At 44.5% G+C, this 26,874-nt stretch carries 30 protein-coding genes, 2 tRNA genes and 1 rRNA gene; 6 read left to right on the forward strand and 27 right to left on the reverse strand.

The window, feature by feature from the left end:
• Nucleotides 1-15: 15 nt before the first annotated feature.
• The 15 genes from ACFOGI_RS15295 to ACFOGI_RS15365 form a co-directional block, all read right to left on the reverse strand.
• Complete coding sequence (locus ACFOGI_RS15295) at nt 16-2,607, reverse strand: ATP-binding protein (protein WP_390274420.1); 2,592 nt, start codon at nt 2,605-2,607, stop codon at nt 16-18.
• A gap of 22 nt (nt 2,608-2,629) precedes the next feature.
• On the reverse strand, nt 2,630-3,094 hold the full coding sequence (locus tag ACFOGI_RS15300; RefSeq protein WP_390274423.1) for a TcpE family conjugal transfer membrane protein: 465 nt from the start codon (nt 3,092-3,094) through the stop codon (nt 2,630-2,632).
• 74 nt (nt 3,095-3,168) lie between these two features.
• Nucleotides 3,169-3,393 (reverse strand): TcpD family membrane protein, encoded by a 225-nt coding sequence (locus ACFOGI_RS15305; RefSeq protein ID WP_390274425.1) that lies wholly within the window; start codon nt 3,391-3,393, stop codon nt 3,169-3,171.
• A gap of 34 nt (nt 3,394-3,427) precedes the next feature.
• Nucleotides 3,428-4,453 (reverse strand): conjugal transfer protein, encoded by a 1,026-nt coding sequence (locus tag ACFOGI_RS15310; RefSeq protein WP_390274426.1) that lies wholly within the window; start codon nt 4,451-4,453, stop codon nt 3,428-3,430.
• 28 nt (nt 4,454-4,481) lie between these two features.
• Nucleotides 4,482-4,703, reverse strand: a complete 222-nt coding sequence (locus ACFOGI_RS15315) for a hypothetical protein (RefSeq protein WP_390274428.1) — start codon at nt 4,701-4,703, stop codon at nt 4,482-4,484.
• Nucleotides 4,704-4,834: 131 nt separating this feature from the next.
• Nucleotides 4,835-5,557: a hypothetical protein gene (locus tag ACFOGI_RS15320; protein ID WP_390274431.1), complete on the reverse strand. Its 723-nt coding sequence runs from the start codon at nt 5,555-5,557 to the stop codon at nt 4,835-4,837.
• A complete protein-coding gene (locus ACFOGI_RS15325) occupies nt 5,550-5,918 on the reverse strand; it encodes a hypothetical protein (protein ID WP_390274433.1) in 369 nt (122 codons plus the stop codon). Before ACFOGI_RS15325 ends, ACFOGI_RS15320 begins: the two co-directional genes overlap by 8 nt.
• A 3-nt stretch (nt 5,919-5,921) precedes the next feature.
• A complete protein-coding gene (locus tag ACFOGI_RS15330; RefSeq protein WP_390274436.1) occupies nt 5,922-6,974 on the reverse strand; it encodes a ParM/StbA family protein in 1,053 nt (350 codons plus the stop codon).
• A 102-nt stretch (nt 6,975-7,076) separates the two neighbouring features.
• Nucleotides 7,077-7,529: a metal-dependent hydrolase gene (locus tag ACFOGI_RS15335; protein ID WP_390274439.1), complete on the reverse strand. Its 453-nt coding sequence runs from the start codon at nt 7,527-7,529 to the stop codon at nt 7,077-7,079.
• Nucleotides 7,530-7,676, reverse strand: a complete 147-nt coding sequence (locus tag ACFOGI_RS15340) for a hypothetical protein (protein WP_390274443.1) — start codon at nt 7,674-7,676, stop codon at nt 7,530-7,532. It abuts the gene before it with no gap.
• Entirely contained in the window at nt 7,673-7,819 is a 147-nt protein-coding gene (locus ACFOGI_RS15345) for a hypothetical protein (RefSeq protein WP_390274446.1), read from the reverse strand. Before ACFOGI_RS15345 ends, ACFOGI_RS15340 begins: the two co-directional genes overlap by 4 nt.
• 434 nt (nt 7,820-8,253) lie before the next feature.
• Nucleotides 8,254-8,898 (reverse strand): hypothetical protein, encoded by a 645-nt coding sequence (locus tag ACFOGI_RS15350; RefSeq protein WP_390274448.1) that lies wholly within the window; start codon nt 8,896-8,898, stop codon nt 8,254-8,256.
• Between the two features lie 29 nt (nt 8,899-8,927).
• A complete protein-coding gene (recD2, locus tag ACFOGI_RS15355) occupies nt 8,928-11,138 on the reverse strand; it encodes an SF1B family DNA helicase RecD2 (protein WP_390274450.1) in 2,211 nt (736 codons plus the stop codon).
• Nucleotides 11,135-12,028, reverse strand: a complete 894-nt coding sequence (locus ACFOGI_RS15360; protein WP_390274453.1) for a transcription termination/antitermination NusG family protein — start codon at nt 12,026-12,028, stop codon at nt 11,135-11,137. Before ACFOGI_RS15360 ends, recD2 begins: the two co-directional genes overlap by 4 nt.
• Nucleotides 12,029-12,055: 27 nt before the next feature.
• The gene (locus tag ACFOGI_RS15365) at nt 12,056-12,376 is read right to left on the reverse strand and encodes a hypothetical protein (RefSeq protein ID WP_390274455.1); all 321 of its coding nucleotides are present in this window, start codon (nt 12,374-12,376) and stop codon (nt 12,056-12,058) included.
• Between the two features lie 316 nt (nt 12,377-12,692).
• Here ACFOGI_RS15365 and ACFOGI_RS15370 point away from each other — a divergent pair, with 316 nt between their 5' ends.
• The 3 genes from ACFOGI_RS15370 (at nt 12,693) to ACFOGI_RS15380 (ending at nt 14,910) form a co-directional block, all read left to right on the forward strand.
• Nucleotides 12,693-13,055, forward strand: coding sequence for a helix-turn-helix domain-containing protein (locus tag ACFOGI_RS15370; RefSeq protein ID WP_390274457.1), 363 nt, complete (start codon nt 12,693-12,695; stop codon nt 13,053-13,055).
• 142 nt (nt 13,056-13,197) lie between these two features.
• Nucleotides 13,198-13,683, forward strand: coding sequence for an ImmA/IrrE family metallo-endopeptidase (locus ACFOGI_RS15375; RefSeq protein WP_390274460.1), 486 nt, complete (start codon nt 13,198-13,200; stop codon nt 13,681-13,683).
• Nucleotides 13,684-13,713: 30 nt separating this feature from the next.
• On the forward strand, nt 13,714-14,910 hold the full coding sequence (locus tag ACFOGI_RS15380; protein WP_390274462.1) for a site-specific integrase: 1,197 nt from the start codon (nt 13,714-13,716) through the stop codon (nt 14,908-14,910).
• A gap of 90 nt (nt 14,911-15,000) precedes the next feature.
• Here the strand turns inward: ACFOGI_RS15380 and groL are convergent, their stop codons facing one another.
• Complete coding sequence (groL, locus tag ACFOGI_RS15385; protein ID WP_390274465.1) at nt 15,001-16,641, reverse strand: chaperonin GroEL; 1,641 nt, start codon at nt 16,639-16,641, stop codon at nt 15,001-15,003.
• A gap of 60 nt (nt 16,642-16,701) precedes the next feature.
• Nucleotides 16,702-16,986, reverse strand: a complete 285-nt coding sequence (gene groES, locus ACFOGI_RS15390; protein ID WP_390274467.1) for a co-chaperone GroES — start codon at nt 16,984-16,986, stop codon at nt 16,702-16,704.
• A 322-nt stretch (nt 16,987-17,308) separates the two neighbouring features.
• Here groES and ACFOGI_RS15395 point away from each other — a divergent pair, with 322 nt between their 5' ends.
• Nucleotides 17,309-18,019 carry a CPBP family intramembrane glutamic endopeptidase gene (locus ACFOGI_RS15395; protein WP_390274469.1) on the forward strand — a complete coding sequence of 237 codons (711 nt, stop codon included), beginning with the start codon at nt 17,309-17,311 and terminating at the stop codon, nt 18,017-18,019.
• Nucleotides 18,020-18,021: 2 nt separating this feature from the next.
• Nucleotides 18,022-18,225, forward strand: coding sequence for a YdiK family protein (locus ACFOGI_RS15400; RefSeq protein ID WP_390274471.1), 204 nt, complete (start codon nt 18,022-18,024; stop codon nt 18,223-18,225).
• 54 nt (nt 18,226-18,279) lie between these two features.
• Here ACFOGI_RS15400 and ACFOGI_RS15405 read toward each other — a convergent pair whose 3' ends face one another.
• Nucleotides 18,280-18,918, reverse strand: a complete 639-nt coding sequence (locus tag ACFOGI_RS15405) for a redox-sensing transcriptional repressor Rex (protein ID WP_390274474.1) — start codon at nt 18,916-18,918, stop codon at nt 18,280-18,282.
• A gap of 140 nt (nt 18,919-19,058) precedes the next feature.
• Here ACFOGI_RS15405 and ACFOGI_RS15410 point away from each other — a divergent pair, with 140 nt between their 5' ends.
• The gene (locus tag ACFOGI_RS15410) at nt 19,059-20,975 is read left to right on the forward strand and encodes an ABC-F family ATP-binding cassette domain-containing protein (RefSeq protein WP_390274477.1); all 1,917 of its coding nucleotides are present in this window, start codon (nt 19,059-19,061) and stop codon (nt 20,973-20,975) included.
• A gap of 170 nt (nt 20,976-21,145) precedes the next feature.
• On the opposite strand, the gene ACFOGI_RS15415 is transcribed toward ACFOGI_RS15410, so the two are convergent.
• The 9 genes from ACFOGI_RS15415 to rrf all read right to left on the reverse strand — a co-directional run bounded on the left by ACFOGI_RS15415 (nt 21,146) and on the right by rrf (nt 26,727).
• A complete protein-coding gene (locus ACFOGI_RS15415) occupies nt 21,146-22,318 on the reverse strand; it encodes an FtsW/RodA/SpoVE family cell cycle protein (protein WP_390274479.1) in 1,173 nt (390 codons plus the stop codon).
• Between the two features lie 204 nt (nt 22,319-22,522).
• The gene (tsaD, locus tag ACFOGI_RS15420) at nt 22,523-23,533 is read right to left on the reverse strand and encodes a tRNA (adenosine(37)-N6)-threonylcarbamoyltransferase complex transferase subunit TsaD (protein WP_390274482.1); all 1,011 of its coding nucleotides are present in this window, start codon (nt 23,531-23,533) and stop codon (nt 22,523-22,525) included.
• On the reverse strand, nt 23,530-23,979 hold the full coding sequence (gene rimI, locus ACFOGI_RS15425; RefSeq protein WP_390274485.1) for a ribosomal protein S18-alanine N-acetyltransferase: 450 nt from the start codon (nt 23,977-23,979) through the stop codon (nt 23,530-23,532). The genes tsaD and rimI overlap by 4 nt, the downstream gene beginning before the upstream one ends.
• Nucleotides 23,976-24,677, reverse strand: coding sequence for a tRNA (adenosine(37)-N6)-threonylcarbamoyltransferase complex dimerization subunit type 1 TsaB (tsaB, locus tag ACFOGI_RS15430; RefSeq protein WP_390274487.1), 702 nt, complete (start codon nt 24,675-24,677; stop codon nt 23,976-23,978). Before tsaB ends, rimI begins: the two co-directional genes overlap by 4 nt.
• A gap of 21 nt (nt 24,678-24,698) precedes the next feature.
• A complete protein-coding gene (gene tsaE, locus ACFOGI_RS15435) occupies nt 24,699-25,160 on the reverse strand; it encodes a tRNA (adenosine(37)-N6)-threonylcarbamoyltransferase complex ATPase subunit type 1 TsaE (protein WP_390274491.1) in 462 nt (153 codons plus the stop codon).
• A gap of 8 nt (nt 25,161-25,168) precedes the next feature.
• Nucleotides 25,169-26,131, reverse strand: coding sequence for a thiamine-phosphate kinase (thiL, locus tag ACFOGI_RS15440; RefSeq protein ID WP_390274495.1), 963 nt, complete (start codon nt 26,129-26,131; stop codon nt 25,169-25,171).
• 198 nt (nt 26,132-26,329) lie between these two features.
• A tRNA-Asp gene (locus ACFOGI_RS15445) sits at nt 26,330-26,406 on the reverse strand.
• Nucleotides 26,407-26,514: 108 nt separating this feature from the next.
• Nucleotides 26,515-26,591 (reverse strand) — tRNA-Met (locus tag ACFOGI_RS15450).
• A 20-nt stretch (nt 26,592-26,611) separates the two neighbouring features.
• Nucleotides 26,612-26,727 (reverse strand): 5S ribosomal RNA (gene rrf / locus ACFOGI_RS15455).
• Nucleotides 26,728-26,874 lie beyond the last annotated feature (147 nt).

The following is a 26,874-nucleotide window of genomic DNA, read 5'->3' on the forward strand; positions in this document are numbered from 1 at the left end:
CACCCCTCTGTTAATTTAGGAAGTCTGCATCAACTCCCTTTTTCGTTCTTCCTCCGTTGCAGTGGAAGAGTCAAAAGCTTCTATTAAATCTCTAAATATCGCATCGACGTGGATGACTGCCGTTCGGCCGAATATATCCTGAAACAGGGCATCTCCACGCTCCAGATTCTTCAGAATATCGATATTTTCCTGTGTCTGGGGTAAGTTGAAGTAATTCAGCATTTCTTTGGCTTCTTCTGTTTTCCTCAAGCCAAAGCTGAACTTCATCCCCATGTTCGCAACTTCTTTTCCGTGGTCAGAAGCATTCTGGGACCCTTTGATCAGCGTGGTGTTGTAGTAACGGCCCATCCGTATAATGAAATCCATCAATTCCGCACCAACTGCACTCCGCTCAATCACACTTGCTTCATCCTGCAAAATGAACTTGTGCTTCATCCGGTCCTGGTTGAACATATATTGTTTGGTGAATGCAGTTAACGATATCATAATCGCTTCAGAGATTTTGTGCTGCGGTCGTAACTTCTTTGCCGAACCGCTGGGCAGATTCAAGTTTTGAACCATGAGGACCTGGATTGGCACCCCCGTCTTCAATACTTTGTATTCCTGCCCAACTTCTCCAAACAGCAATTTGGCCAGCTGGTTGCGACGCAGGGTTTCCAAAGTGCTCTTCAGCCTCTCCACCGACGTATGCCGCACCGATGTCATATGCTCATGCTGCTCTTCATAAATGTTCTGCAGATACGTGATAACTGCCCCGATACAAGGGTCGTCTTGTTTTGCCACTGCTTCGATCGCTTCACTGAGCAACGTATACGCATCATCGTCGATATTCACGTTGACCAGGTGTGACAGGATATCCATGCAGATGTCTTTGCCCTCTTCGATGTTTGTACTCGTACGGAACGGATCCAGAGAGCCGGCATCCCTTTCATCGGTGCCCATTTCCCAGACAGAAATGTATTCTTTTGGGATGTAGGGCAGCCCATTCTTCCAATCCTTCCGGTCACCTTTCGGGTCAATGATCAATCCTTGTGAGCCCGTCAGTGTAGCCAGATAGACGAATAGATTCATGAAAAAGGATTTTCCTTTCCCCGTCATCCCGGCAACTAGTACGGAGATGGAATCGAAGACGTTATTCAGATTCTCGTAAGCTTTTGCTGCAAGGTCCGGCTTGATGAAAACCGGCTTATGAAACTGCTTGGTATAACCAATATAGAAACCACGGTTGTCGCCAATATTCGTAGACGCCCCGAACATCATCCCTGCCAGAATGCTCGGTGAAACATGCATTTGGTAATCTTTATTGAAGGATTTAGAGCCAGGGATTGTTTCCATCATGAGATTCAATTGCTCCCCATATGGAGGAAGTACAGAAATGCCGAACCGGGAAAGTTCATTGGTCAATTGCTCCACCCGCGTATTTAAGTTCTGCTTATCTTGGGCACTCACCTTGAACACGAAAGAACAACTGTAACCCGGCTGCCCTGTCTGTTTGAAGTAGTTCTCCATCTGGATGGCGCCCTGTTCCGATTCGGTAACGCTCAGATCAACAGCTTCCTCTCCTTTGGCAGCTTCCTGCCGCTGGTCCTTGAATTCCAATCTGGCATTGCTTAATTTCTTTCGTATGAACTTGTTAGATTGATAGTTTGCCCGTATCGATACACTGACCGGGAAAGGCATGCGGGCTTGGATATGGTACAACCACTCGAAGCCAGGATGCATGCTCATATCATCCATGTTACTGCATATCACATACTGGGAATATAGGTCTTTCACTTCATTATCAATGATTTTACTGGATAATAGGGTCTTGGGACCAACTTCTTCAATATTGGCATTTTGCAAATCGACAAATGCTTTTTCACTCGGCCGTACAGCTTCATGCTTCTTCTCGTTGGAATCAATTCCCTCTACCATATAACCGGATGCAAAACCTTTTCGGTACGTGACATCCTCATGAGTCGGAGAGACCGAATAGGTCTTTTCCGCCAAATAAATGATTTCTGATGTAGTCGCAGGTTTCACCAGCGAAGAAAATCCGTTAACCATGTTCACAATCAAGCTCTCTGCCTGTTCCTGATAGGCTCGGATGACTTCCTTCGGGATATCGTATGGATCCAATCCTACTGCATGATATACGGGGGAACGCAACCCCTCTAAAAAGTTCTTCAGCTGATAGATCGCTGAGTTCCCCATATTCAGGGACTGAATGCTGTTTTTGGCTGGGTCCAATTGGATACCCAAGTAATGGACATACTCTCCCGACTCGTTTCTTGACCGTTGCTGATTGAGTTCATCCTCCACTTGCTGCATCAAATGGATTCCATTTTCTTTTAACGGGTAATCCAACCGTTCCAATTCCTGCTTGGTCTGGTTCATGATACCGCTGACATTCATGGGTGTCGGATCGATGAGGAAATGCAGGTCATGGCCGTTGTTGGCTAAAAACCCCAATTGCCTCTGGAATGGTTTTATTTTATCATCGAAATCCAGAAAGTCATAGCCGAACCCTTCAATCCGATAGTACGCCCAGACCGTTTCATCCCGGGCAAATACTAGATTGTCTTCGATATGCTTCATCGGGAATTCGAGAATACTGGTTCGCATTTCTATCTCCTCCCAACCTTATTTACTTGTAGGTAACGAACCCACTGTATCGGTATCTTTTCTTCCTCCATAACCTCTTCCTAACTCCATAAGTGTAGTTACCGTGAAACACATGGTTCCTTTCTTTTGGGATCGCCCTCCCTCGCACGTAAGTGACAGAGCTTGATTGACGCAGATGATAGGAAATCAACGACCGGAAGAAAGCAACCGGGGAACGGTTCTCCGTCCCCACATCAGTTAACAGCCAGGCAAAAGTGATGGGCAGAACAAACAGGATTCCCGGCGGCAGCCATTGAATCAATCTGCCAAGCACTGGCGTGACATACCAAATTCCTTCGATTGCCGCGAATACGAGAAAGTACAATAACCCTTTTAACGGTACCGGCCTTCCGAGTTTCACTCCGAAGATTTGGTAGATTTTCCGCTCAAACTTCAGAAAGTTATTGATAACGTACAGTGGAATACGTTTCTCTTCTCCCTCTCTCATTCTTCTCTCTCCTCCTATCTTTGTACCAGTGAAAGAGGAGCAAGTGTCATGCCCCTCCATTGGTACAGCATCTCTTATCCACCCCCGATATTCAATTTATCGCTGAACCATTCGGACAGGGCTAAGATTGAGGAAGGATTCAATACAAAGATGCCGATGAAAGCACCTGCAATCAGGACACCTACCGCAAAGATCCATGCCCGTTTGGCGACAGCGACAAGCAGCAATACCAGGATGACGAAAAACAATACATATTGTAATTCGCCTGTGAACCAGTTGAATAATGATTCCAATGACATTGCGCATCATCTCCTTTCTAATTTAATTAGCAATCTACTCATTGCTGATCGCTTCTATCTGCTTCTCTGCGTTCAGTTTAGAGACGACGTAATGACCGTCCTTCTTTTCCACGACGAGTTTATAGACCGCTCGGAATGCAGTATTCAATTCCGGCTCCTTGAAGGTAGCTTCCGTAATGACAATAAACTGATTGTCCCGCTTTCCCTCATACACTTCTGCATTGTTCACTTCCACAAAATCCAATGCCCCGTGTAGTCCGTTCTGATATTCCTCATCCGTCAGAATATAGCTCAGCTGGTCCTCCGAATCCTCCACATAACTGGAGAAGAAGGTGTCCAGAAAACTCTCGATGTTTTCCACCTCGGTGTTGTCTTTGACGGAAGTCAGTGTCGTTTGGTATCGATTCTCTTCAATTTTTACATCCGTTTCTTCTACGACATGGGTGATGAATGGCAGCTCGTACACTCCGTATGAACTTCCGTTGTAGACGACCGGGACTGCAAAATATTTACTGATGGCCTCTGTCTCTTTCTCCTTTTTCATTTGCATGCTGACGTGAAAGATAATATGTGCTTTCCGGTCAGTGACCTCATCCACTTGGCGGAGATGAACCCCTTGGACACTCGAGTTCCACTCAAGTCCTTCGGTGACGAGTCCTGCTTGTCCATCCAACCCGTCTGCCAAGTACCGGGAGAGTCGCTCTTGGCGATCCTCCCAGCCTTCGTCATCTGACTTCCATGTGAAATAGTCTCTGGCAAAGCCTTTTGCAAACTGAATCGCTTCTGGTTTTGTTGCAGGGTTCAGCTCAACTTGTGCTTGTCCCTGATTGGACTGTGCGGAATTCGTATCTGACGTGATGGTGACCAGCACGACCAAAAACATGAACGAAAAAAGGAGCCAGAAAGTAACGGCTCCAAGCTTTCTCATTCGAAAGGTTTTTGGACGTATTGGTTTTTCTTTCTTCGGTTTTGCTGCTAGGAATTTTTTCAGCCTTTCCCATAGGCTTATGCTATCCGATTCCTTATGGAGCTTCTTTTTCTTCTTTTGAATCTGGTTCATTGCTCATCTCCTTTCTGCCCTCATCCCTTTATATCCGCTTGTTGGAGCCAAAGACGATGAAAATGGCGATGATAATCACGAAAGTGGTCACTGCGCCATAGCGGACGAGCGACATATTATATAACTGCACAATATGCGCTTTGAATTCCTCCCACAATGGTTGCAATGAGGGAAATTCTTCCAATACCAGGCTTCCGACAATGAGAAATAGAAAAATCCCCAGTATCAGTGCAAGAAAAAAACGAATCAATCTGCTCTCCCCCTTCCTTTTACTACTTGTCTGAGTTGAATCTGTAACCTGTCTTGTATTCCACATCCCCCCTTTCAAGGGCATAAAAATACCCTGTCTCAATCAGACAGAGCATTAACCATGCAAACTATTTAATTACCGATTTCTTTTTTAGCTTGGCGTGCCTTCTTCTTTCCTTCTTTGCGCCGATACCAGCTTATAATTTCCATTTGTGTCTTCTTTCCCTTGATATCCTCCCATTCCATCATCGCCATCATTTGCTTTAATACTGGAAGCGTCAGCAATTCCCTTGGAACGATGGAATCATTCAATTTCTTATTGATAGTTTCCATTGCCTTTCTCATATGCTGGATTAATTCCTGTTGTTTCGTTATCCTTTCTTTTTCCATCTGCTTTCTATTATAATTTATTCGCCATATATTATAGATTCCCAACACAATCATAAAAATGACGGTCCAAGAAAAGGCAGCCGCCAGATTTGCAATAAGATTTATCAACCCAAAGGAGGGTAGCACCCCCATTCCCTTCACGGACAGAGTAATCCCTACAAGAAAGCATATTAGAAGAATAAAAGGAGCTAACTTCCAATAGCTCGATCTCTTCCAAGCATATCGATAAGGGCTTATTTGGCCTATTCTTCTCTTTTCCCACCATTTGTTCAGGCTCTTACGGCAGTTTTCGATATACGGGTTCCCTTTTTGAAGGAGGTCCGTCCTTAGCAACATAAGCCGATAGGTCTGATGGATATCCAAGGTTTCCATTCGATTCACTTTCTTAATCAATCTGTTGATCCAGAAACGATTCAGCCGTACCTTTATCGGGATTCCCAAGTGACACTCGCCCCTTTCATCCATTCCCATTCATCCCAAAAGAAGAAAGAAAAGCATTCGCTGTATCAGTAATAGCCCGATTGCTCATATCTTCTTCCTCCCTATCTGTTGCTGCTTCTGGCATCTGGGTACTTCCCACCGTCAATTGCCTTATGATTTCTCGGTCACTATCCATTTGCTCTTGTATCTTTCTCAGTTCCTGCATCACCTGTTGAAAGTCTCCTTGTTGGTTCTGTTCTACATGGAGGTATTTCACCGCTGTACGCAGCAAAAACCGTATGGCTTCGCTTCTTTTGTTATCGGGCAGCCCTTCGAGAAATTCATGAATCGCTACATCTTTATCTGTCAGGCGGAAGCTATACCGTTTCTTCCAATTCGTTGCCATGGCTTATCCCATCTTTTTGGCAGGTTGCTGCTGGGACAGAGCTTTTCCCAACCGCAGGTACCCGATAGCATTCGCAAATTGATTTTCCAACACTTTTTCCAAGCGGTGGTCGAAATGGGGCTGGATGAACGCTTCAAACAGTTCCCCTCCTCCTCCAGCAAGAAAAACGGCATCGAACAGGTCGCTCTCTTCCGCCCAGACACCCTTCAACCGATCCGCTATATTTGCTGCGATGGACTGCTTGCTGTTTTGAATGGCTTCCGAGAATTCAATGCGCTTCCCTTTATAAGGGAGAAACTCATTCTTCAGTACTCTGCTGATGTTCGATTCACTCAAGTCAGCTCCGCCCGTTGTGGTCTTGAATACCTGGCGGATATCCCGATGAAGGTTGATCACACCTTCATCGACGGTTCCAGATAGCTTTGCCTTGGGAACGAATGAACCGTTCTTCTGCATCTCCACTACAACATAATCAGTGGTCCGGAAACCGATATCAATCAGTGCTATCATATTTCCTTCTTCCATCAGTTGTGGATAGACATATTTACCTTCATGATTCATGAGTGCAGAAAAAATTGCTGACGCTCCCTGTGGGAAAATCATCGCCTGATTGATGTTGATCCTCTTTTCTCTTCCAGCCAATGGTCCGGACTTCCATCTCGTAACCGGCTGTATTCCCAAAATGGACTGCCGAAATTCTTTCGCCTGTGACTGATAGAAGTCCAAAGGCAATCCTGTCGATACTTGCACCATGTCGTCTTCGGTCACCATTTGGATCGCCGCGTTCAGTAATATCTGCGTGTAGATGTGACTGAATCGTTCCCGTTCGAATATACGGGAGGCTGAGCGTGATTCTTTGGCCAGTTCTCCTACAAAGTATGCCTCCTCCTGATATTCCAGGTGTATATTTTGGATATCATCGGGAGTTTCACCCAGCACGCTTGTAATGCTCCGGTTAAAACCTTTCCCGACCAGAGATGGAAATACGATTCTCCTTCCTGATGAAGATATTGCCTTTACATATCCATAACCCAAGTCGACTGCAACTTGTTCCATATCTATGTCCTCCTTTTGCTTTCAATTCCAATGACACTCCATACATTGGAATTATCAACTAAATTAAATAAACAGTCGGATGTTGGCTGCCGTGCCGTGTTTTCAGATGAGAGTCGATATTGTTGTGTGAGCGATATACCATAATGCTAGAATCGCTGTTATCCGATCAATGATGATAAACATCATCCGATTAGTGCTTATTCCAATGAATTTTGGGGCTGGGTAAAAAAACTTCACCCTTCCGGTTAGCATATCACCTAGAATATGAGCCAATATCCCAGTACTGGTTCCCAGCCATACCCATGTCTGCGTAAAAGGGTATAGTATCATTCCCGTCAGAACTGCAAACAGCAAGGAATGGGTAATCGTCCGATGACCAAACACTTTATTGATCGGATAAGCAACGGGCCAGAAGAGCCTGCCAACTTTTGATTTGGGCTCATCCAAGTCTGGGATGACTGCAGCTATCCCTCCAATGATTGCTCCTCGCCAGTCTCCACCTGTAATTAGATGTCCGGCTACCATTCCGGATAAACAGTGGGTACTCCATTCCATTTATACTAACTCGTTCTCTCTTAATTGTTCCGTGATTCTCAGCTCTATCTCTTCGACCCATCCTATACACTCCGGGCAGATGAACCGGTCGTTCTTCTCCTCTACATCCTCTCTCTGACGCTTGCAGATCGAACAAGAAGTCTTCATCCTCCATCCCTCCTTATCTCAGTCAAAAAACGTTTCACAGCCTTTTCTGTCTCCCTTTCAAAGGCACTGTCGGATTTACTCTGCAGATACCACAAAAACCTTTCTAACTCATTCATATCTATCAACCTATTCTTTTCACTCATGCTTTCACATCCTCTCTATGATTAAATATTGCTTATTGCACAAGAAGACTAATATTGGGTTGAGGTTATTGAACCAGCCCATTTATCCCCTTTCGTATTCTCCTGTCCCTGTATTTAGAGAAGACTACATGATGATATTGCGCGACCAATCCTCCCCCCCCTAAAGCTTGAGCTTCACTCACCAATCTCAGTTGTATATATAGAGAGTGAGAAAAGGGCACCATTCCTGAAATGGCGATAAATCCTGCTACATCAACTTTCATAGCAGTTTTAGGGTGTGGCATTTTCGCCACACAGGTGTGGTTTTTTTGCCACACCCCCTTCTCATACGTCTCCCTTTGTAATAGGTGTGGTTATATTGCACACCCTACCCAGCGAGTTTCTTTTATCCTTGCTAAATCAACGATTTGCCGTGTGGTTATAGACCACAGGCACTATCGCTTCTTTAGTTGCAGATAGGTTTTTCTCCGATACAGCCTTCCGAACTCGCTGCCATTCTTCAGCCATAATTTCCATGGCAGGTGTACCTTTTTCCTCTCCAAACGATCAAATTCCATAACCAGTCTGGATAGCGTAGCATTGATACGGTTGCGGTCTCCCGAGTAGATGATTTCAGGGTTCATGAATAAAGGGCGTTGTGTAACACTCCGCTTATATTCCTTGATCTCCTGTACATTGGCAAATTCGAACAGCATCCCTTTCTGCAACAGCCGGGATATCAGCTTGCTCGTCGATGTCCTTTCCCTATCCAAGTAACGGGCGATGTTGGAGATGCTCATGAATTCATTGCTTTCCCGATCAATGATTGCGTTGGAATGCAACTGCACCAAAGGCATGAGAGAAAGGAGTAATCCGATCTCGCTGTTTGTCAGGAGTTTGCTTTTGATCACGGTGTCCAGATTTTCCTGTATAGCCTGACAAAATGGCGCATGGTTTTTCTTCTTCAGCTTAAAAAGACCATACCCCTGTTCATTCGCTTTGTTCTCTTCCAGGGATATGGTCGTTAAATCTATATGATTTTGTGCATCTCTTCGTCTAGCTTGATGTTCAGCTTGTTGAAAATCGTTCTTCCTGTTCATTGATCCTTCCACTCATTTCCGTCCAAATTTCACTGACTAAGGGCTACCCCTCCCTTTCTATCTTTTCGCTTTGCCTTTAACCGAACCAGCCGCTCGGCCAGACTGCTATTTCTCTTAGCTATTTGGTTGTTTTGAATGGCTATATTCATTGCTTTGTCGGTGCCGATGAACACCACCTTTTCCCTCGCTCTGGTCATGCCTGTGTATATCAGATTGCGGGCCAACATCACGTAATGGCTGGCGGTCACCGGCATGATAACGATGGGCGCTTCTCCACCCTGTGATTTATGAATCGTTATGGCGTATCCCAACTCCAGTTCTTTGACATCATTCTTGGCATAGGAGACGACATTCCCATCGAAGTTCACTTCCATCAGTTCTACCGGGTCGCCATTATCACCCCTCTCAAAGGTAAAAGATTGAATGATTCCCATGTCACCATTGAAAACTTGCTTGTCATAATTCGTTTGGATTTGGACGACTTTGTCCCCCTTGCGAAAAAGCCTTTTCCCTACCTTCCACTCCAACTTTTCGGGGGAACGCGGATTAAGAGCTTCCCGCAGCTGTTCATTCAAAGCTATCGTCCCTGCAGGTCCTTTCCTCATAGGGCTCAACAACAGAATGTCTGATAGGGAATAGCCCATTTCCATGAATCGCTTGGCACTTTTCACCATTAATTCTGCTATCTTCCCGGGATCTTCCTGCAAAAGAAAAAAGAAGTCACCTTTTTCTTTATCGAAAAGTATGGACTTCCCCTGATTGATTCGATGAGCGTTATTAATGATTTGGCTTTCCTGTGCCTGACGGAAGACCTCTGTTAGTCTTACAGTTGGAATACCTGCATGAATCATATCTCTCAGCACGTTCCCTGGGCTGACAGAGGGCAATTGATCAATATCTCCTACCATCAATACTTTCGTGTCAGGGTCAAGCGCCTGAAAAAGATAACTGGCTAAACTGACGTCCACCATCGACATTTCATCCAGCACCAATAGTTTGCATGGCAGCTTGTTATCCTTGTTATACTCCGGACGTTCACCCTGCCGGTAGCCAATTAGTCTATGAATGGTGGAAGCTTCGTGTCCGGTAATCTCGGACAATTTCCTGCTCGCTCTGCCGGTCGGTGCCGCGAGACTAATTGAATCTTTGGGATACATTTTCTGATAGATATCAATCATGGCCTTTACTACCGTTGTCTTCCCCGTACCGGGTCCTCCGGTCAGGATGAGGATTTGCTCACGAAACAATTGCTTGATGGCTTCCCGTTGTTTTTCAGCGAGGATCATTTGATTCTTCCTTTGATACTTTTCCATCTGCCTGTCACATTCGGGCATACCTCGCCCATACCGTGAACCTCTCATTTTGGAGAGTTTCCGGCTCAATTTCTCTTCCTGCTGATACAGGAATTTCGGGTATATACATTCGTCTTCGTTGACGATGAGTTTTTCTTCCAAGCACATCAAGCTGTCTTCCAACTCGTCCATGGAAACCATCTGGGACGGTTCCGACTGATGGTTCAAAGCCTTTTCCGTTTCTTCCAGCAATTCTTCTTTTGGGATATACGTATGCCCTGAGTCCATACACCTTCTCTGTAGAACATATTGCAAGCATGCTTCGATACGGTAGCCTGATGTCGGCATAATCCCTATCCTTCTAGCAATCTCGTCTGCTTTTTGAAACCCTACCAGATCTAATTCTGTGAGCTTGTAGGGATTTCTTTTGAGGGTGGCCACAGTGTTCGCCCCATACTCCCGGTAGGCTCGCAAAGCCATGTTCGCGGTGATGCCATACACGAGCAGTTCTGATACGATTCTCTGTACTTCGTAGGTAGATATCACACTATCTACAATCTTCTTCGCCCGTTTCTTGCCTATTCCCCTGATCCCCAAAAGGCAAGATTCCCGTTCATCGGAAATAACCTCTAGCGCTTTTCCTCCGAATTTCTGTACAATCTCCTCTGCCTGCTTCTTTCCGCATCCCTTGACCAGTGAAGAGGTGAGAAGTGCCAGGATCTGTTCTTCCGTCTGCGGGATAGGCCTTTCCCACGATTCCACAGCAAGCTGCTCCCCGTATTTCGGATGGTTTTCCCATATGCCCCTTACTGTCACCGTTTCCCCTTTTTCCACGCCGTAGATATTGCCTTTGATTTTAATCTCTTCAGACTCCGTCCGTAAGACTGCAATCAGGAAATCATCCTTTTGGTACAGAATGCGTGTAATCGAACCGGTTTCTTCCTTCATTCCAACACCGCCTGGGCATAATCAACCCAACGTCTTAAACGGTAGAGGAAATCAGTGGGGCTTTTCCATGTGGCTGAAGGCATACCAGTCCCTATTCCTTTCCTGTACAATTGGCGGAACAAGGCAACAGGCAGGCGAACCATCTCCCGCTTGTTTTTGATGAAAGCCCGAACTCGCTTCATCATAGGTAGAGGAGCTTGCTTCATATCTTCCACTTCCTCCACTACATCCGTATGCATGTCCTCAAGCGACTCATCCAATAACTTTCTCTCTTCACTATCCTGCGACTGGTTCACCCGTTCCAACAAACTGTTTTGTTCTTCCAGGTGCTCCTCATAAGAGAGAATTTCATTGAATTGCAGTTCCACTTCCGGTGACATTTCAACCTCTTCAAAAAAGGCATCGACTTCCTCTTGAGGGATGTTCATCTTGCTTGGAAAACCGGATACTTTGGGAATGGATTTGATCAAGTGCCACAAATGGTTCGGCAGATAATGGAAGTTGTTCTCCAATTCGATAAGGATATACCCTTTTAGAACACTTCCGATTTTCTTGGAGGAAGGTCGCAGATTTTTCAGTCTTGCCGTCAAGTGCTTGATCTGTCTGCGGTACTCGTCCATTATGTCGGAAGCACCCGTAGAGACTTTCATTTCTTCGTATGCGACACGTAAATTGCTCAGACTTGCTTGTATCCGCTGTACAAATAAATGATTGGATATATCTGTATCGGTTAATTCGTTAAAATCCATTTCCGTCCCCGTCTGAGTAAATGTCTCCAACGCGTAAATCGCTTTGACTGCATCATCACCTGACCGTTTTAACAGGTCGCCCAGCATTTTCTTGACCGCTATCTCAGATCCTGTGCGCACTTGAACAGCAAAGAATGACATATCTTCCACCTCCTTTTCACGTGAAACTTATCCAAATACCTTCTTTGGCATGTTTTGTGCCAGCCCATCGGCCAACACGCTGTTCTCTCTGATCCATTTGAATACCTCGTCTCGCGGATATCTGGCCTTTACGAACTTGGATTTAGGGAATCCAGGTGTAGCCACAATTTTATTAACCGTCGGTTCTTTGACCTGGAAAATTTTCACCAAATCTTTCTTGGTTAAAAGGTCCGGATACCCGTACTTTTCCTGCCCGTCCCTTAACCCCTGTTCATAAGCTTCAACAAACAAATCTTTCAAATTCTCTTCAAGCAACTTTGCCTTCAGTTCATCGATACTGATTTGCATCCCATCCACCTTCCTCATTTAAAAGATTAGGAAAGTACAAGTTTATTATGCTCACCTGATTAAAGTATGATATTCTTGTACATAATAGTTAAAAAAGAGAAAAGACATATGCTTCTGCAAAAAGAAGCCTCTTCTTACACATCGTCCATTTCCTCTCAGGTATGATTAACTTGTACTATACCTGCATTATAGGTATGATATACTTGTACGTCAATAGAAAAGTATGATTTTTTTGTACTTTTTTATATATCTCTCTTTTATTAAATCCCTATTTCAAGTACAATGTACTTGTACAAATTAATGAAGGTGTGGCTATATGTTAAGAGAACGACTGAAACAGCGGAGAAAAGAACTCAAGTTAACCCAGGAAGAGCTGGCTGCAAAACTTCATACGACCAAGGCGACTATAAGCAATTATGAAAGTGGTTATAGTAACCCGCCGAATAAAACCTTGAAAGAACTTGCCAAGCACCTTGATACATCCACTGATTATTTATTGGGGGTATCGACATATTCCCCCTCTACTGGTGATATGTCAGTGAAAGAGGAGCCTGCCTTTTATGAGGCGATCAGCGACCCAGAGTTAAAGCGTTGGTATAAGGAATTGCCAAAGTCCGATGAAGAGGATTTGCGGAAGCTTCGTAAAATGTGGGAAATCATTAAAAACGAAGAAAAGTGACCACAGAAAAATCAGAGAAAACAAAACGCATTTTAAAATCAATATCCTATAACTATCCTATCTTCCAGAAGATAGGGTATTATTTTAATTCGAAACCGAACATAAGTTCTGTTATGTAATGGATTTAAAGGAGTGAGGAGGAATGTCTTACAACAACTATGAGATGCCCCCATGTGTAGAAGACCTTGTGAAGAGCATTTATATTTCCATGGATATCACTGAACCGGAAGAATTGGATACCCGCTGTCTCATGGATATGGTATCGGAGTATTTCCATATACGACTCCATTATTTTGATGAACCCAGTGAAGCAAACAATCTTGGTGGCAACTTCCATATCTTTCTAAACGAGAAGCAAAGTCCACAGAAACAATGGCAGGATTTTGGCCATGAGCTTGGTCATATATTGGGACATGAAGGCTGCCAATGGGGAATACCTCCACTTTTTCGTCATTATCAGGAAGGACAGGCAAAACAATTTGCTCTTCACTTTTGTGTCCCGTCTTTTCTACTGGAACAAATGGCAACTATTGATATGGCAGTACTTATGAAGTTATTCAAGGTAGAAAAGAATTTCGCGCTTCATCGCATTGAAATGTACAGAAACAAGTTTTTACAGCTTTTATAAAAATTCTACAAGCACCAGGGAGGGAATTACATGGCTAGCTTTCAGAAGTACACAACGAAAAAAGGGATCCGCTGGATGTTCACCCTTGATGGCGGTATCGATAAACAGACGGGAAAAAGAAAGCAGATCAAACGGCGGGGATTCCAAACCCTCGACTCAGCCAAGCAATTCGCACGACAAATAGAGAACGATTTGGATGTAGGCAAAGAGGTATTTCACAATCAAATAACGTTTGTGGAATTCAGTGAGCAGTGGATAAAAATCTATGAAGAAGAACGGGGAGTCAAACCGGGCACTACACGAGTGCGGCGACACGAGATCGGTAACCTGAACCAATACCTCGGCAGTCTCAAAATGGACGATATTACATGGGAAATATATCAGAACATGCTATACAAACTGAATGAGCGGTTCTCCAGACGAACCTTGGATGGCATCCATCGCACAGGCAGGATGATTTTCAAGAAGGCCATGCAGCATGACATCATCCGGAAGGATCCGACGGAGTATGCATATTTGCCCAAGAAAGCAAAAACCATTGAAGAATTGGAACAGGAGGTCGCGCTGCCAAAGTATATGGAAAAAGAGAACCTGGCACGATTCCTACAGACCGCCAAGCAGAATGGATTGGAACTAGACTTTGAAATCTTTTTAACTTTGGCCTATACAGGGATAAGGGTGGGAGAATTATGCGCCCTGAAAAGTACAGATGTAACCAAGAGAGAAGAATTTTTCCTTTCCATCTCCAAGACCTACTATAATCCCAATAATAATATCAAGAAATTCCAGCTGGTGACTCCCAAAACATTATCTTCCCGACGGACCATTGATATCGATTATATTGTCTATCAGGCACTTACAAAACTTATAGAGGAAAATGAATTCATAAGAAATGAGGCTGGAGAAGAATACTATGATGATACATTTATATTTGTGAATAGGGGTAAGTATCTCGGTTATCCGATATACCCAAAAATTGTCCAACAGCGCATGACCCGACTATTGAGGATAGCCGATTTGGACGACCACTTAACTCCACATTCCCTTCGGCATACGCATGCCAGTTTGTTGGCTGAAGCCGGTGTAAGTTTAGAACGAATCATGGAGAGATTGGGTCACTCCGAGGATAAAACCACGAGGCAGATTTATTTGCATACCACGGAACCTGTGCGAAGAAAGGATGCGGAGAAATTCGGCAACTTGATGAAAAACATCACTCCATTTTAACCGAAAAAAAGTTTATGTGACCAAAAATGTGACCACAACACGATGTTGTGGTCACAAAACATTGATATATCAAGGTTTATGGGGATGGGCTTACATCATGCCGCCCATTCCGCCCATTCCACCCATGCCGCCCATGTCTCCGCCGGCGCCGCCTTCATTCTCTTCAGGCTTGTCGGCAACAACTGCTTCAGTTGTCAAGAACATGGCTGCAACGGATGCTGCGTTTTGCAGAGCAGAACGAGTTACTTTGGTAGGATCAACAATTCCTGCATCTACCATATTCACCCATTCACCGGATGCTGCGTTATAACCAATGCCAACTTCTTCACCTTTCAGGCGTTCCACGATAATGGAGCCTTCCAGACCGGCATTGTGTGCAATTTGACGTACAGGCTCTTCCATAGCACGGAGGACGATATTCGCACCTGTCACCTCATCGCCTTGGAGGTCCAAGCCTCTGACTTTATTGTAAATATTGACAAGAGCTGTACCACCACCGGCAACAATTCCTTCTTCTACAGCTGCACGGGTGGAGTTCAAAGCATCCTCGATACGGAGTTTGCGCTCTTTCAATTCAGTTTCTGTTGCTGCACCGACTTTGATTACTGCTACACCGCCGGCAAGTTTGGCGAGACGCTCCTGCAGTTTTTCTTTATCAAACTCAGATGTAGTTTCTTCTGCTTGCGCACGAATCTGGGATACACGGGAAGAAATGGCTTCAGGGTTTCCGGAGCCTTCCACGATCGTTGTATTTTCTTTTGTTACAACTACTTTGGATGCACGGCCCAATTGCTCGATATCTGCACTCTTCAGATCAAGGCCGAGATCTTCTGTGATCACTTCTGCGCCTGTAAGGATACCGATGTCCTCAAGCATTGCTTTACGACGGTCACCAAATCCTGGTGCTTTAACTGCTACTGCATTGAATGTGCCACGAAGCTTGTTCACAACCAATGTAGCCAGTGCTTCCCCTTCTACATCTTCAGCAATGATCAGCAATGGTTTACCTTGCTGTACCACTTGCTCAAGAACAGGCAATACTTCTTGGATATTGCCGATTTTCTTATCAGTCACAAGGATGTATGGGTCTTCCAGTTCAGCCACCATTTTGTCCTGGTCTGTCACCATGTATGGAGAAGCATATCCACGGTCGAATTGCATACCTTCCACTACTTCAAGTTCCGTATTGAACCCTTTGGATTCTTCAATAGTGATGACACCATCATTGCCAACACGTTCCATAGCCTCAGCAATCAAGCTGCCCACTTCATCGTCAGAGGAAGAGATTGCAGCGACCTGTGCAATGGATTCTTTGTTTTCAATTGGGTTAGAAATGGTTTTCAGCTCTTCTACGGCTGAAGCAACTGCTTTTTCGATACCACGACGGATACCAACAGGATTGGCACCGGATGTAACGTTCTTCAGACCTTCACGGATCATTGCCTGTGCAAGAACAGTAGCGGTAGTTGTACCATCACCGGCAACATCATTGGTTTTGGAAGCAACTTCGGATACCAGCTGTGCACCCATGTTTTCAAAAGCATCTTCCAGTTCGATTTCCTTGGCGATTGTCACACCGTCATTGGTAATCAGCGGGGAACCGAATTTCTTATCCAACACGACATTGCGGCCCTTTGGCCCTAATGTAACTTTTACTGCATCTGCCAAAGTATCTACACCGCGAAGCATGGCGCGGCGAGCGTCTTCACTGAATTTAATGTCTTTAGCCATAATATATATCCTCCTTGAAAATAATTTTTGGTTTTATTAAGTATATTTATATTCTTCTGTTTAGCTAACTACTGCCAGGATGTCGCTTTCACGAAGAATTAAGTATTCGGTACCTTCATGGTTCACTTCTGTACCGGCAAACTTAGAGAAGATGATACGGTCTCCTTCAGAAACCTCAAGTGCCACTCTTTCTCCATTGTCTGCAACTTTACCAGAACCGACGGCTACAACTTTTCCTTCCTGCGGTTTTTCTTGTGCAGAATCTGGAAGTACGATACCGCTTGCAGTTTTTTCTTCTTGTTCTACAAGCTCAATTACAACGCGATCTCCTAGTGGTTTAATCATGTAGAAAGCCTCCTTAATCCTCTTTGAATTAAATTTATTAGCACTTGGAAGTGCTGAGTGCTAATCACAGTTTATATAATAAATAATTCGATTTAAAAATGCAAGCATTGTAACTGTAAATTTTTATATAATTTTGGTAACCATGGTCAACCCATTTAAGGAGGTATAAGTCCGGGTTGCGGTCATTCTATTATAATAGATGTAGCAGGTATGATAAAATGATTACTATGCATGAAATCACCTCCTGCATGGGGGCTTTATCCGGCAGGGATTTTTGCCGCCCGCTGGCATGCGATAAACTTTTTAAAGGAGTCGTTACACATTGCCGAAACGCTATTGGTGGGTTATCGCAACTTATATTATCATGCAGTTTTCTGCAATAATTGGTGCACCAGTTTTATATGCTGTTTTTCCGATTACTGATTTCGAGGCTGTCATCTATTGGTCCATTCTCAGTTTCATTGCGGCACTGATTGTTACCATCTTACTGATGAAGCCAGACATGCAGGCCGGAAATTCCAGAGATGCATCGTCCTTGGGCACAGTGGTCATATGGTCCATTTTAGGAGTGTTCATGGCCTTCGCAGCCCAGACGATTGCTGGACTGATTGAAATGGAATTGCTCGGGATTGAATCTGGTTCGGAGAATACCCAGCAGATTATGGATATTACGAGGGCCGCTCCAATTTTTATGGTGATCCCGGCATTGATTGCTCCAATTTTGGAAGAAATTATCTTTCGTAAGATCATTTTTGGAAGTTTATATAAACGGATGAATTTTTTCTTCGCTGCGTTACTGTCCGCATTGGTCTTCGGCTTGATCCACTTGGATCCTACCCATATTTTGGTCTATGCTTCCATGGGATTCGTCTTTGCGTTTCTCTATGTACACACCAAACGGATCATTGTACCGATCATTGTGCATGCAGCGATGAATACCATAGTTGTTCTGGCCCAGTACGGGCTTACTCCTGAGGAGATTGAGCGTATGCAACGGCAATTGGAACAGCAGATGATACTGATAGGAGGTTAAGTATGAGAGTTTCCCCGCTCACTTCGGCAATTATCTATTTTGCCATGGGTGCCGTTTTTATATACGCAGCCATTCAGACAGCAGATGAAACCATTTGGAATTTTACCACCATACTGCTTGCGGTGGTTGCTACCATGGATTTCGGAGTCGCCATCCGTATGGTGAACATCCATTTACAAATCAAAAAGAAAAATAAAAAGGATTAATCATTTCCGGCTACAGAAAAACCTGTCGAATCAACGTTCGACAGGTTTTTTCCATTATTCCGGTGTATCAAGCGGGTAGTGTTTCAAGAAATAAACCAACGCTTGCAGTTCCACAGCGAGATCAATATGGTGAACACGCACATGGGACGGCACCGTAATCCTTGCCGGGGTGAAGTTGAGGATTCCTTCTACACCGAACTCGACAAGGCGCTCTGTTACACGTTCAGCTTCCACTGCTGGAATCGTAAGGATTGCCACTTTCATCCCTTCCATCCTTTGTTCCATTTCATCTATATGATAGACGGGTACTCCTCCTATATCCGTTCCTACCTTTTGCGGATCCGCATCGAAAGCCGCTTTTATCTTTATATTATTGTTCTTCATAAAATTATAATTCAAGAATGCTGTACCAAGGTTACCTACACCAATCAGTGCAACCTCTGTAATCTCATTCTGATCCAATGTCTCCCGGAAAAAGCCCAGAAGGTATTCCACATTATATCCATATCCTTTTTTTCCTAGTGCGCCAAAATAGGAAAAGTCTCTTCGGATGGTGGCAGAATCCACTTTAACCGCTTCACTCAGTTCCTTGGAAGACACACGGGCTTTCCCCTGCTGATTAAGGTTATTTAAAAAACGGTAATATAATGGCAGACGTTTGGCAGTTGCCTGTGGGATGTTATCTTGTACCATAACTATTCCTCTTTTCCATTCTTGATTAATGGCTCACTTACATTTTACCAGAAAAAAAGAGAAAAGTCGTGATTGTTTTCACAAGTTGATTGCCTGGTTGATTCCATATAAGATAGACTTGAATAGATGAGGTGAACAAAATGATATTAATGCAGTTGAATGGAGTTTCCAAATCCTTTGGGGCTGAGGAAATTTTACGCAACGTAAAAATAGAGATAAAAGACCGTGATCGAATTGCGATTGTTGGCAGGAATGGTGCCGGCAAATCGACTCTCCTTAAAATAATGGCCGGTGAGTTTACATACGATGAGGGAGACATCTTCCAGCCGAAGGAAACAACCATCGGTTATCTCTCACAGCACACTTCCCTGGAGTCGGACAAAACAATCTGGGAAGAGATGCTGGAGGTATTCCAGCATCTGATCGACCGTGAGAAGGAATTGAGGGAGCTCGAGCAAAAAATGGGCGGCAACCTGCCGTCTGATGAATCACAAAAGCTGTTGGAAGAGTACGACCGCCTCCAGCAGGCCTTCCAGCGCGATGGCGGTTATATGTATGAAGCGGAGATCAAGGCAGTTCTGAGCGGACTGAATTTCCAGGACTACAGTTATGACACCGCCATCCGGGAATTGAGCGGAGGACAGAAGACCCGCCTGGCTCTTGGGAAGCTTCTGTTAATGAAGCCTCACTTGCTTATATTGGATGAGCCCACCAACCATTTGGACATCGATACGCTTGGTTGGCTGGAAAATTACCTGAACGGGTATCCAGGCGCCATTGTCATTGTCTCGCATGACCGGTATTTTCTCGATAAAACAGTAAATATAGTTTATGAGGTCTCCAGACACCGGACGAAAAAATATCATGGCAGCTACAGTAAATTCTTGGAACAGAAAGCCAGGGATTATGAACAAGAGCTCAAAGAGTATGAGAAACAACAGACAGAGATCAAGAAGATGGAAGACTTCATCCAGCGGAATATTGCGCGTGCTTCCACCACCAAGCGAGCGCAAAGCAGACGGAAACAGCTGGAGAAAATGGAAATAGTGGATAAGCCACTAGGTGATGAGGCATCTGCCAATTTCTCCTTCCAAATCAAGAGAAGAAGTGGCAACGATGTACTCAGGTTAAATAACCTCAGTTTCCGCTATGAAGAGGACAGCAAGCCTCTCTTCTCCAATGTTGACCTGGAGGTGAACCGCGGAGAAAGGATTGCCCTGGTCGGCCCGAATGGAGTCGGGAAAACCACCCTGTTGAAGATCATCATGGGGAAACACCAGCCAATTGAGGGGAAGATACAGGAAGGTACGAATGTCCAGATAGGATATTATGATCAGGAGCAGGCAGACCTCTTCTCCTCCAAGACCGTGCTGGATGAATTATGGGATGAGCATCGCACCGTGAATGAGAAGGATATCCGAACCATTCTAGGCAACTTTCTTTTTTCAGGAGATGATGTGCTTAAACCAGTCGATTCCTTGAGCGGTGGGGAAAAAGCCCGACTCGCCCTTGCCAAACTGATGATGCAGAAAGCGAACTTGCTGATTTTGGATGAGCCCACCAACCATTTGGATATTAATAGTAAAGAAGTACTGGAAGCAGCCCTTCAAGATTTTCCGGGGACCATCCTATTTGTTTCCCATGACCGTTATTTTATCAATCGCATAACTGACCAGGTGGCTGAAATGAGACAGGATGGCATGACTGTCTACCTTGGGGATTACGATTATTATATGGAGAAAAAGGCGGAGGAAGCGGAAATAGCCAGACTTCAACAGACAGAGGAAGTCGTCCATAAAGCTGATCAGAAAGCACGTGACTATCGGCAAGATAAGAAGATACAAAGAGAAGAACGTAAGAAGCAAAGGCGTATACAGGAAGTCGAGGAAGAAGTGGAAAAACTGGAAGCAGACCTTGTCCTGCTTGAGAAGCAGATGGCTGAGCCGGAAGTCTATCAAGATCATGAAAAAGCGCTGGAACTTACAAAGCAGACCAGTGATCTTAAGCGGGATATAGACCTGTTAATGGAAGAATGGACCGCTCTGCAGGAGGATTAGACAACCCCTCTGCGAAGCTAATGGAATAATAGCATTTCTTTATTATAAAAGGCTTAGAGAATCTCTATCTCTAAGCCTTTTTCTCTGCATTTATATAAAACATGTGTTATGAGACTAGACTGCCTCTCTGCAGTTATAATGTACATGGTGGATAGCCATGCAGTAATTTGTCATTTGAACAAGTAGTCATTCTGTATCGTATGTTCTACTGCAACACGATAGATAAGGCCGAAGCCGATCATCGTTGACAACACACTGCTTCCACCATAACTGACCAGGAGAAGCGGAATCCCTGTGATCGGCATAATACCAAGGGTCATACCGATGTTCTGAAAGACATGGATCAACAGGACACTGAAGTAGCCAAAACACAAATAAGCACCGAATGGAGAATGACTATACGTATTCAACCCTAGAGTTACAAGTTTGTATAAGAGCATAAAATAGAGGAAGATGACCAGTGCACTACCGATGAAGCCGAAACTTTCTCCTATCACCGAAAAGATAAAATCAGTATGGGCTTCAGGATATGGCACCTCCAGATTATCCATCCCTTTACCGAACAGCTGCCCGGAGCCAAGTGCCATATAGGCCCGATCAAAGTGGAATGTCGCATCACTTGATTGCTGTGTCGGATCGAACCAGGTGAGAATTCTGTTAATCTGGTATCCTTTTATACCGATCGTATCCTGTGCCAGCTGAGGAAAACGGATGATAAATCCAAGCAGGGCAGCAATCGACGCCGTACTTGCTGCAACAAGTGTCATAATGATTTTCCAACTGATGCCTGAAAGAATAATAAACATGCCAAGGACAAATACATAGACCATTGCCGTCCCGAAATCAGGCTGCATCATGATTAATACTACTGGCATGGCAACTATCAATACAAGTTTACCCAGTAAAAAAGTATCTGATTTTAAAGTTGGAGCAACATGTTTAGACCTATGCCGGCTCACGGTTGCTGCCAAGAAGAGAATCGTCGACATTTTAACAAATTCACCCGGTTGCAAGGACAAGCCTGGAAATTGGAACCAACTTTTGGCTCCATTGACAGGATAGGCAATACTTGCCGGGCTAATCAATAGTAAAAACAGAACAAAAACACCGAAGATGTAGATGAAGGTACTGGCCTTATATAGCTGGTCTAAATCGAAATACTGAATGGCCGCGACAAGACAGGCCCCTATCAAAAACCAAAGCACCTGTTTCAGTACAAAATTTTCGTTCCCATACTGCTCAAGCTGCTGAGCATTATAGATGGCCAACAGACTTACACACACAAACATGATGAACAGAATGATCAAATCACTCTGCATATAATAGGATTGCTTCTTATTCATTATCGTATCACCAAATTTCTCTCCGCTTCCCCAGATTTGTCCACAAGCAATTATTCTGATGAACCTTTTAACATAAAGTTGCCAACAAGGTTATGCACACTATCCACAACCAGAACGCAAGTTATCCACTATTTCTGTCCACACCGCCGACTCTCTATGAACAGTATATCATACAGGTTACCCACATAATTGTGGACAACCTGTTTATTTTAATAACAGGGACGCATTGGCATTCAAGTCGAGTTTTGCCGTATTCCCTCGTTCATAAGAAATCGCTCCTGCAGCCGCAATCATGGCAGCATTGTCCGTACACAGCTTCAATGACGGTATCTTTAAAGGGATTCCTGTACCACTGAATTTCTGATCCAATGATTTACGCAAACCTTGATTCGCAGCAACCCCCCCTGCAACAATCACCTGCTCCACCTGATACTCTTCAGCAGCCCGAAGTGTCTTTTCTGTCAGCACTTCTACAACGCTTGCTTGGAAGCTCGCGGCAACATCTTCTTTTTTTATTATTTCTCCCCGCTGCTTTCCATTGTGAATTTTATTGATGACAGCCGATTTCAATCCACTGAAACTGAAATCATAACTGCCTGCCTCCAACCAAGCCCTTGGAAAGTCGATGCTTTCTTCTCCTTCAGAGGCCAACCGATCGATATGCGGCCCGCCAGGATATGGCAATTCGAGCATCCGAGCAACTTTGTCATAAGCCTCACCTGCTGCGTCGTCCCGTGTTTCCCCGATAACTTGGTACTCTCCGTGGGCACGCATCAATACAAGCTCTGTATGGCCGCCTGAAACGATTAAAGCGAGCAACGGAAAGGTGAATTCGCTCTCCAATCGATTAGCATAGATATGACCAGCTATATGATGGACACCGATCAACGGCTTATGTTTGGCAAATGCCAAAGCTTTCGCTGTATTAACCCCGACTAAAAGAGCACCGACTAGTCCAGGACCTTCTGTTACTGCAATCGCATCAATATCTTCCCAGTCCATCTCTGCCTGGTTGAATGCCTCTTCCAACACAAGCGTTATTTGCTCTACATGATGCCGTGAAGCGATTTCTGGAACGACTCCGCCAAACCGTTTATGACTTTCGATTTGGGAAGCAACCACATTGGAAATGATTTCTCTTCCATTTTTAACAATAGCAACCGCCGTTTCATCACAGCTTGTCTCGATTCCTAATATATTCACATCTTTTTTCATCGCAGATTCACCCACATTACTATAGCGTCTTCCTGGTTATCCGTATAATAGTTTCTTCGGATTCCGCCAGGTACAAGGCCAAATTTTCGATATAACTTTTGAGCAGTTAGATTGGATTTCCGGACTTCTAGTGACAACCGGCTAACCCCCATCATGGTCATTTGCTGCAGTACATACTGAAACAGCATTTGTCCCAGTTTTCTTCCGCGGTATTCCGGATGGATAGCTATATTGGTGATCTGAGCATCCTCGAATACCACCCAAGTGCCTGCATAGCCTGCAATTACCTTCTCCACTTCAATAACAAAATAATGGGCATGCCGATTATCGACCAGTTCCTGATAAAAAATATCAGTTGTCCAAGGAGTGGCAAAAGAAGCTCGCTCTACATCAAGAACTTGATCGACATCCTCAGTTCCCATTTTTCTTATGATCCCGGCCGTCATTTTTCTTGTTCCTTTTGGGCTTCCAGCCACTTAGCTTCTGCTTCCGCCAAACGTAGATAGTTCGGGACAAGGGTATGCTTGTCATCTTTCTCTTTCCCCATAGCCGCTAGAGCCAAATGGCCAGCCTTGGGCATATGATATGGAGCATCCGGGATAACCGCAAGATCCCCAAAATATTGTCTGATCCGTTCACCGTGCTTGGCAATATCCGGACTTATAAACAGAACCTTTTTCTCTCTGGCCGCCACATCTTCGAGCAAATCTTCCATAGGGAGGTTGGCCTCTTCCCTTATAAGTGACATCCGCTCATTCCCCCACTCGAAGACACCACTATATACCAGTCCACGCCGCGCATCAAAAAAGGGACAGACCATTCCATTGAAAAAGCGTCCCTGATAACTGAGCACTTCCAAACTGGACACCCCTGTTACTGGGATGCCTAGGGCCCATGCCATCGATTTAGCAGTAGAAAGGCCGATACGCACGCCTGTATATGAACCGGGACCCTTTGCCACCACAATTTGGTCCAAGTCTTCCGGCTTCATACTTACTTCTTCCATTAACTGTTGGATAGCAGGCATCAGCCGGACGGAATGGTTTTTCGCCAAATTTGTCATTATTTCTCCTATTAACTGTCCATCCTTTAAAATGGCTACCCCCATTATCTGATTCGATGTATCAATTGCAAGTGTGTTCATAGTTATAAAATGCTCCTTACTTTAGACACCAGCACGCAGCAACTCTCGGACAACCCTGTTGTAATGTTTGCCCCGCGGGGTGAATTCCAATGTTCTTATATTTTCGTCTACATAGTTGATTTTTATTGCCAATCTCTCTTCCGGCAATATGTCATCAATAAATTGAGGCCATTCTATGATGGACACACCGTCTCCATGCAAGTACTCATCTAAACCAATATCCTCTTCAGAGCCCTCCAGACGATAAACATCCATGTGATACAAAGGGATTTCTCCCTCGTACTCTTTTACAATTGTAAAGGTAGGACTACTGACAGTCCGCTCAATCCCCAACCCTTCAGCAATTCCCTTTGTAAACGTCGTCTTACCTGCCCCTAAATCCCCTTCCAATGTCAGGACATCACCGGGTTTCAATAGAGAAGCAAGTCTAACTGCGAGCTGTATCGTTTCCAGGTCTGTATTAGTCTGTACTTTTTCTGTCATTATGTCACCTACTTTAAATGGGTGTATCCTTCTTTATATAATGGAGTCTTTCCATTAGCCGTCTCTAAGTAAACATGGGAGGATTGCGGCCGAGCTACATATCCTATTCGGGTGATTGGTGTATTTGTATTTTCTGCCGCTTCTCTTACACTTTCCCAGTCTTCTTTTGCTACAGTACCAACAAGTTCAAAGTCTTCTCCACCGTACAGCTTCCATTTATATTGCAACTGGGTCGGAAATTGGGAATAGTGAGTACTGACAGGAAGAGCAGTCTCCTTCACCACCATTGTTAGCTGGGAGGCTTCCGCAATTTCATTCAGTTCACTTGCAAGGCCATCACTGATATCATTCAGAGATACCCGACGTACCCCTTGAAGCTCCGCAGCGAATTCTGCTCTGGGAGATGGCATGCGGTGCCGCCGTATAAAATAGTCTTCCTCCACATATTCCCCTTTATTGGTTAGGATATGAAAGCCGGCCTGCGAATCGCCAAGTGATCCTGTGACAAATATAACATCGCCTTCACGGGCGGAACTACGATATCTGGCCTTTCCCGAATCGGTATATCCGATGACGGTAATAGAGATAGAGAGCTCCGAGCCTGACACCGTATCCCCACCGATTAAATCCATCTGATACATGGATGCCAAGTAATCCATCCCGGAAAATATTCTTGTCACACTTTCAGCCTTCAAATCACTTGGGATCACGATGGAAGTCAAATAAAAAGCAGGTGTAGCACCCATTGCAGCCAAATCACTAATATTCGCTGCAAGTGCCCGGTAACCTGCATGGAACAGAGACATCGTATGCTTGGAAAAATGGACATTTTCCACCATTGTATCTACCGAGGTAACTATGTCCCTATTCTGCTGTCGAAAAACAGCAGCATCATCCCCAACTCCTCTTAGCAGTGTTGGCTGCCTATAATATTTTTGCTTGATTGAATCAATAAATGAAAATTCATCCATATGGGCCTCACCACTTCTTTAGTCTCTATTCATGATAGCAAAAAGACACGTAAAAAGGAAAATAAAAGTCGGAGGTAGTAAGCGGAAGAAAAAAGAAGAGATGATAGCGGACAACATTGTTAAATATCAAAATCCGTATAAATTAAAAAAACACACGATTGACTTCAAATCATGTGTGATGATGTATGTATATAAAAGTGGCGGTCCGGACGGGACTCGAACCCGCGACCTCCTGCGTGACAGGCAGGCATTCTAACCAACTGAACTACCGGACCGTATAAAACTTTCTTGCATTTCAGTACCACTATTAAAGATATTGGTTGCACTTGCAGTACTACTATTAAAGATATTGGTTGCACTTGCAGTACCACTATTAAAGATATTGGTTGCGGGAGCAGGATTTGAACCTGCGACCTCTGGGTTATGAGCCCAACGAGCTACCAGACTGCTCCATCCCGCGATATGAATAAAAATCTTACTGCCTGGCAGCGTCCTACTCTCGCAGGGACAAAGTCCCAACTACCATCGGCGCTGGAGAGCTTAACTTCTGTGTTCGGCATGGGAACAGGTGTGACCTCTCCGCCATCGCCGCCAGACAATTTGATATAAGGTTGGACAAAAGCTTTCGCTTTGTTCATACCTTCAAGACTAAATAAGAGGCAATACCGTGACATTGAAAAGAATGTAGTTAAGTCCTCGATCGATTAGTATTCGTCAGCTCCACGTGTCACCACGCTTCCACC

Origin of the sequence: Virgibacillus xinjiangensis (genome assembly GCF_042643145.1) — a bacterium.
In the GTDB taxonomy this organism is placed as follows: Bacteria; Bacillota; Bacilli; order Bacillales; family Amphibacillaceae; genus Virgibacillus_O; species Virgibacillus_O xinjiangensis.

Excerpts from the sequence above, each read along its gene's own strand:
- ACFOGI_RS15295 (WP_390274420.1), bottom strand. The coding sequence starts at position 2,607 with ATGCGAACCAGTATTCTCGAATTCCCGATGAAGCATATCGAAGACAAT.
- ACFOGI_RS15300 (WP_390274423.1), bottom strand. The coding sequence starts at position 3,094 with ATGAGAGAGGGAGAAGAGAAACGTATTCCACTGTACGTTATCAATAAC.
- ACFOGI_RS15305 (WP_390274425.1), bottom strand. The coding sequence starts at position 3,393 with ATGTCATTGGAATCATTATTCAACTGGTTCACAGGCGAATTACAATAT.
- ACFOGI_RS15310 (WP_390274426.1), bottom strand. The coding sequence starts at position 4,453 with ATGAACCAGATTCAAAAGAAGAAAAAGAAGCTCCATAAGGAATCGGAT.
- ACFOGI_RS15320 (WP_390274431.1), bottom strand. The coding sequence starts at position 5,557 with ATGGATGAAAGGGGCGAGTGTCACTTGGGAATCCCGATAAAGGTACGG.
- ACFOGI_RS15325 (WP_390274433.1), bottom strand. The coding sequence starts at position 5,918 with ATGGCAACGAATTGGAAGAAACGGTATAGCTTCCGCCTGACAGATAAA.
- ACFOGI_RS15330 (WP_390274436.1), bottom strand. The coding sequence starts at position 6,974 with ATGGAACAAGTTGCAGTCGACTTGGGTTATGGATATGTAAAGGCAATA.
- ACFOGI_RS15335 (WP_390274439.1), bottom strand. The coding sequence starts at position 7,529 with ATGGAATGGAGTACCCACTGTTTATCCGGAATGGTAGCCGGACATCTA.
- ACFOGI_RS15340 (WP_390274443.1), bottom strand. The coding sequence starts at position 7,676 with ATGAAGACTTCTTGTTCGATCTGCAAGCGTCAGAGAGAGGATGTAGAG.
- ACFOGI_RS15345 (WP_390274446.1), bottom strand. The coding sequence starts at position 7,819 with ATGAGTGAAAAGAATAGGTTGATAGATATGAATGAGTTAGAAAGGTTT.
- ACFOGI_RS15350 (WP_390274448.1), bottom strand. The coding sequence starts at position 8,898 with ATGAACAGGAAGAACGATTTTCAACAAGCTGAACATCAAGCTAGACGA.
- recD2 (WP_390274450.1), bottom strand. The coding sequence starts at position 11,138 with ATGAAGGAAGAAACCGGTTCGATTACACGCATTCTGTACCAAAAGGAT.
- ACFOGI_RS15360 (WP_390274453.1), bottom strand. The coding sequence starts at position 12,028 with ATGTCATTCTTTGCTGTTCAAGTGCGCACAGGATCTGAGATAGCGGTC.
- ACFOGI_RS15365 (WP_390274455.1), bottom strand. The coding sequence starts at position 12,376 with ATGCAAATCAGTATCGATGAACTGAAGGCAAAGTTGCTTGAAGAGAAT.
- ACFOGI_RS15370 (WP_390274457.1), top strand. The coding sequence starts at position 12,693 with ATGTTAAGAGAACGACTGAAACAGCGGAGAAAAGAACTCAAGTTAACC.
- ACFOGI_RS15375 (WP_390274460.1), top strand. The coding sequence starts at position 13,198 with ATGTCTTACAACAACTATGAGATGCCCCCATGTGTAGAAGACCTTGTG.
- ACFOGI_RS15380 (WP_390274462.1), top strand. The coding sequence starts at position 13,714 with ATGGCTAGCTTTCAGAAGTACACAACGAAAAAAGGGATCCGCTGGATG.
- groL (WP_390274465.1), bottom strand. The coding sequence starts at position 16,641 with ATGGCTAAAGACATTAAATTCAGTGAAGACGCTCGCCGCGCCATGCTT.
- groES (WP_390274467.1), bottom strand. The coding sequence starts at position 16,986 with ATGATTAAACCACTAGGAGATCGCGTTGTAATTGAGCTTGTAGAACAA.
- ACFOGI_RS15400 (WP_390274471.1), top strand. The coding sequence starts at position 18,022 with ATGAGAGTTTCCCCGCTCACTTCGGCAATTATCTATTTTGCCATGGGT.
- ACFOGI_RS15405 (WP_390274474.1), bottom strand. The coding sequence starts at position 18,918 with ATGGTACAAGATAACATCCCACAGGCAACTGCCAAACGTCTGCCATTA.
- ACFOGI_RS15410 (WP_390274477.1), top strand. The coding sequence starts at position 19,059 with ATGATATTAATGCAGTTGAATGGAGTTTCCAAATCCTTTGGGGCTGAG.
- ACFOGI_RS15415 (WP_390274479.1), bottom strand. The coding sequence starts at position 22,318 with ATGAATAAGAAGCAATCCTATTATATGCAGAGTGATTTGATCATTCTG.
- tsaD (WP_390274482.1), bottom strand. The coding sequence starts at position 23,533 with ATGAAAAAAGATGTGAATATATTAGGAATCGAGACAAGCTGTGATGAA.
- rimI (WP_390274485.1), bottom strand. The coding sequence starts at position 23,979 with ATGACGGCCGGGATCATAAGAAAAATGGGAACTGAGGATGTCGATCAA.
- tsaB (WP_390274487.1), bottom strand. The coding sequence starts at position 24,677 with ATGAACACACTTGCAATTGATACATCGAATCAGATAATGGGGGTAGCC.
- tsaE (WP_390274491.1), bottom strand. The coding sequence starts at position 25,160 with ATGACAGAAAAAGTACAGACTAATACAGACCTGGAAACGATACAGCTC.
- thiL (WP_390274495.1), bottom strand. The coding sequence starts at position 26,131 with ATGGATGAATTTTCATTTATTGATTCAATCAAGCAAAAATATTATAGG.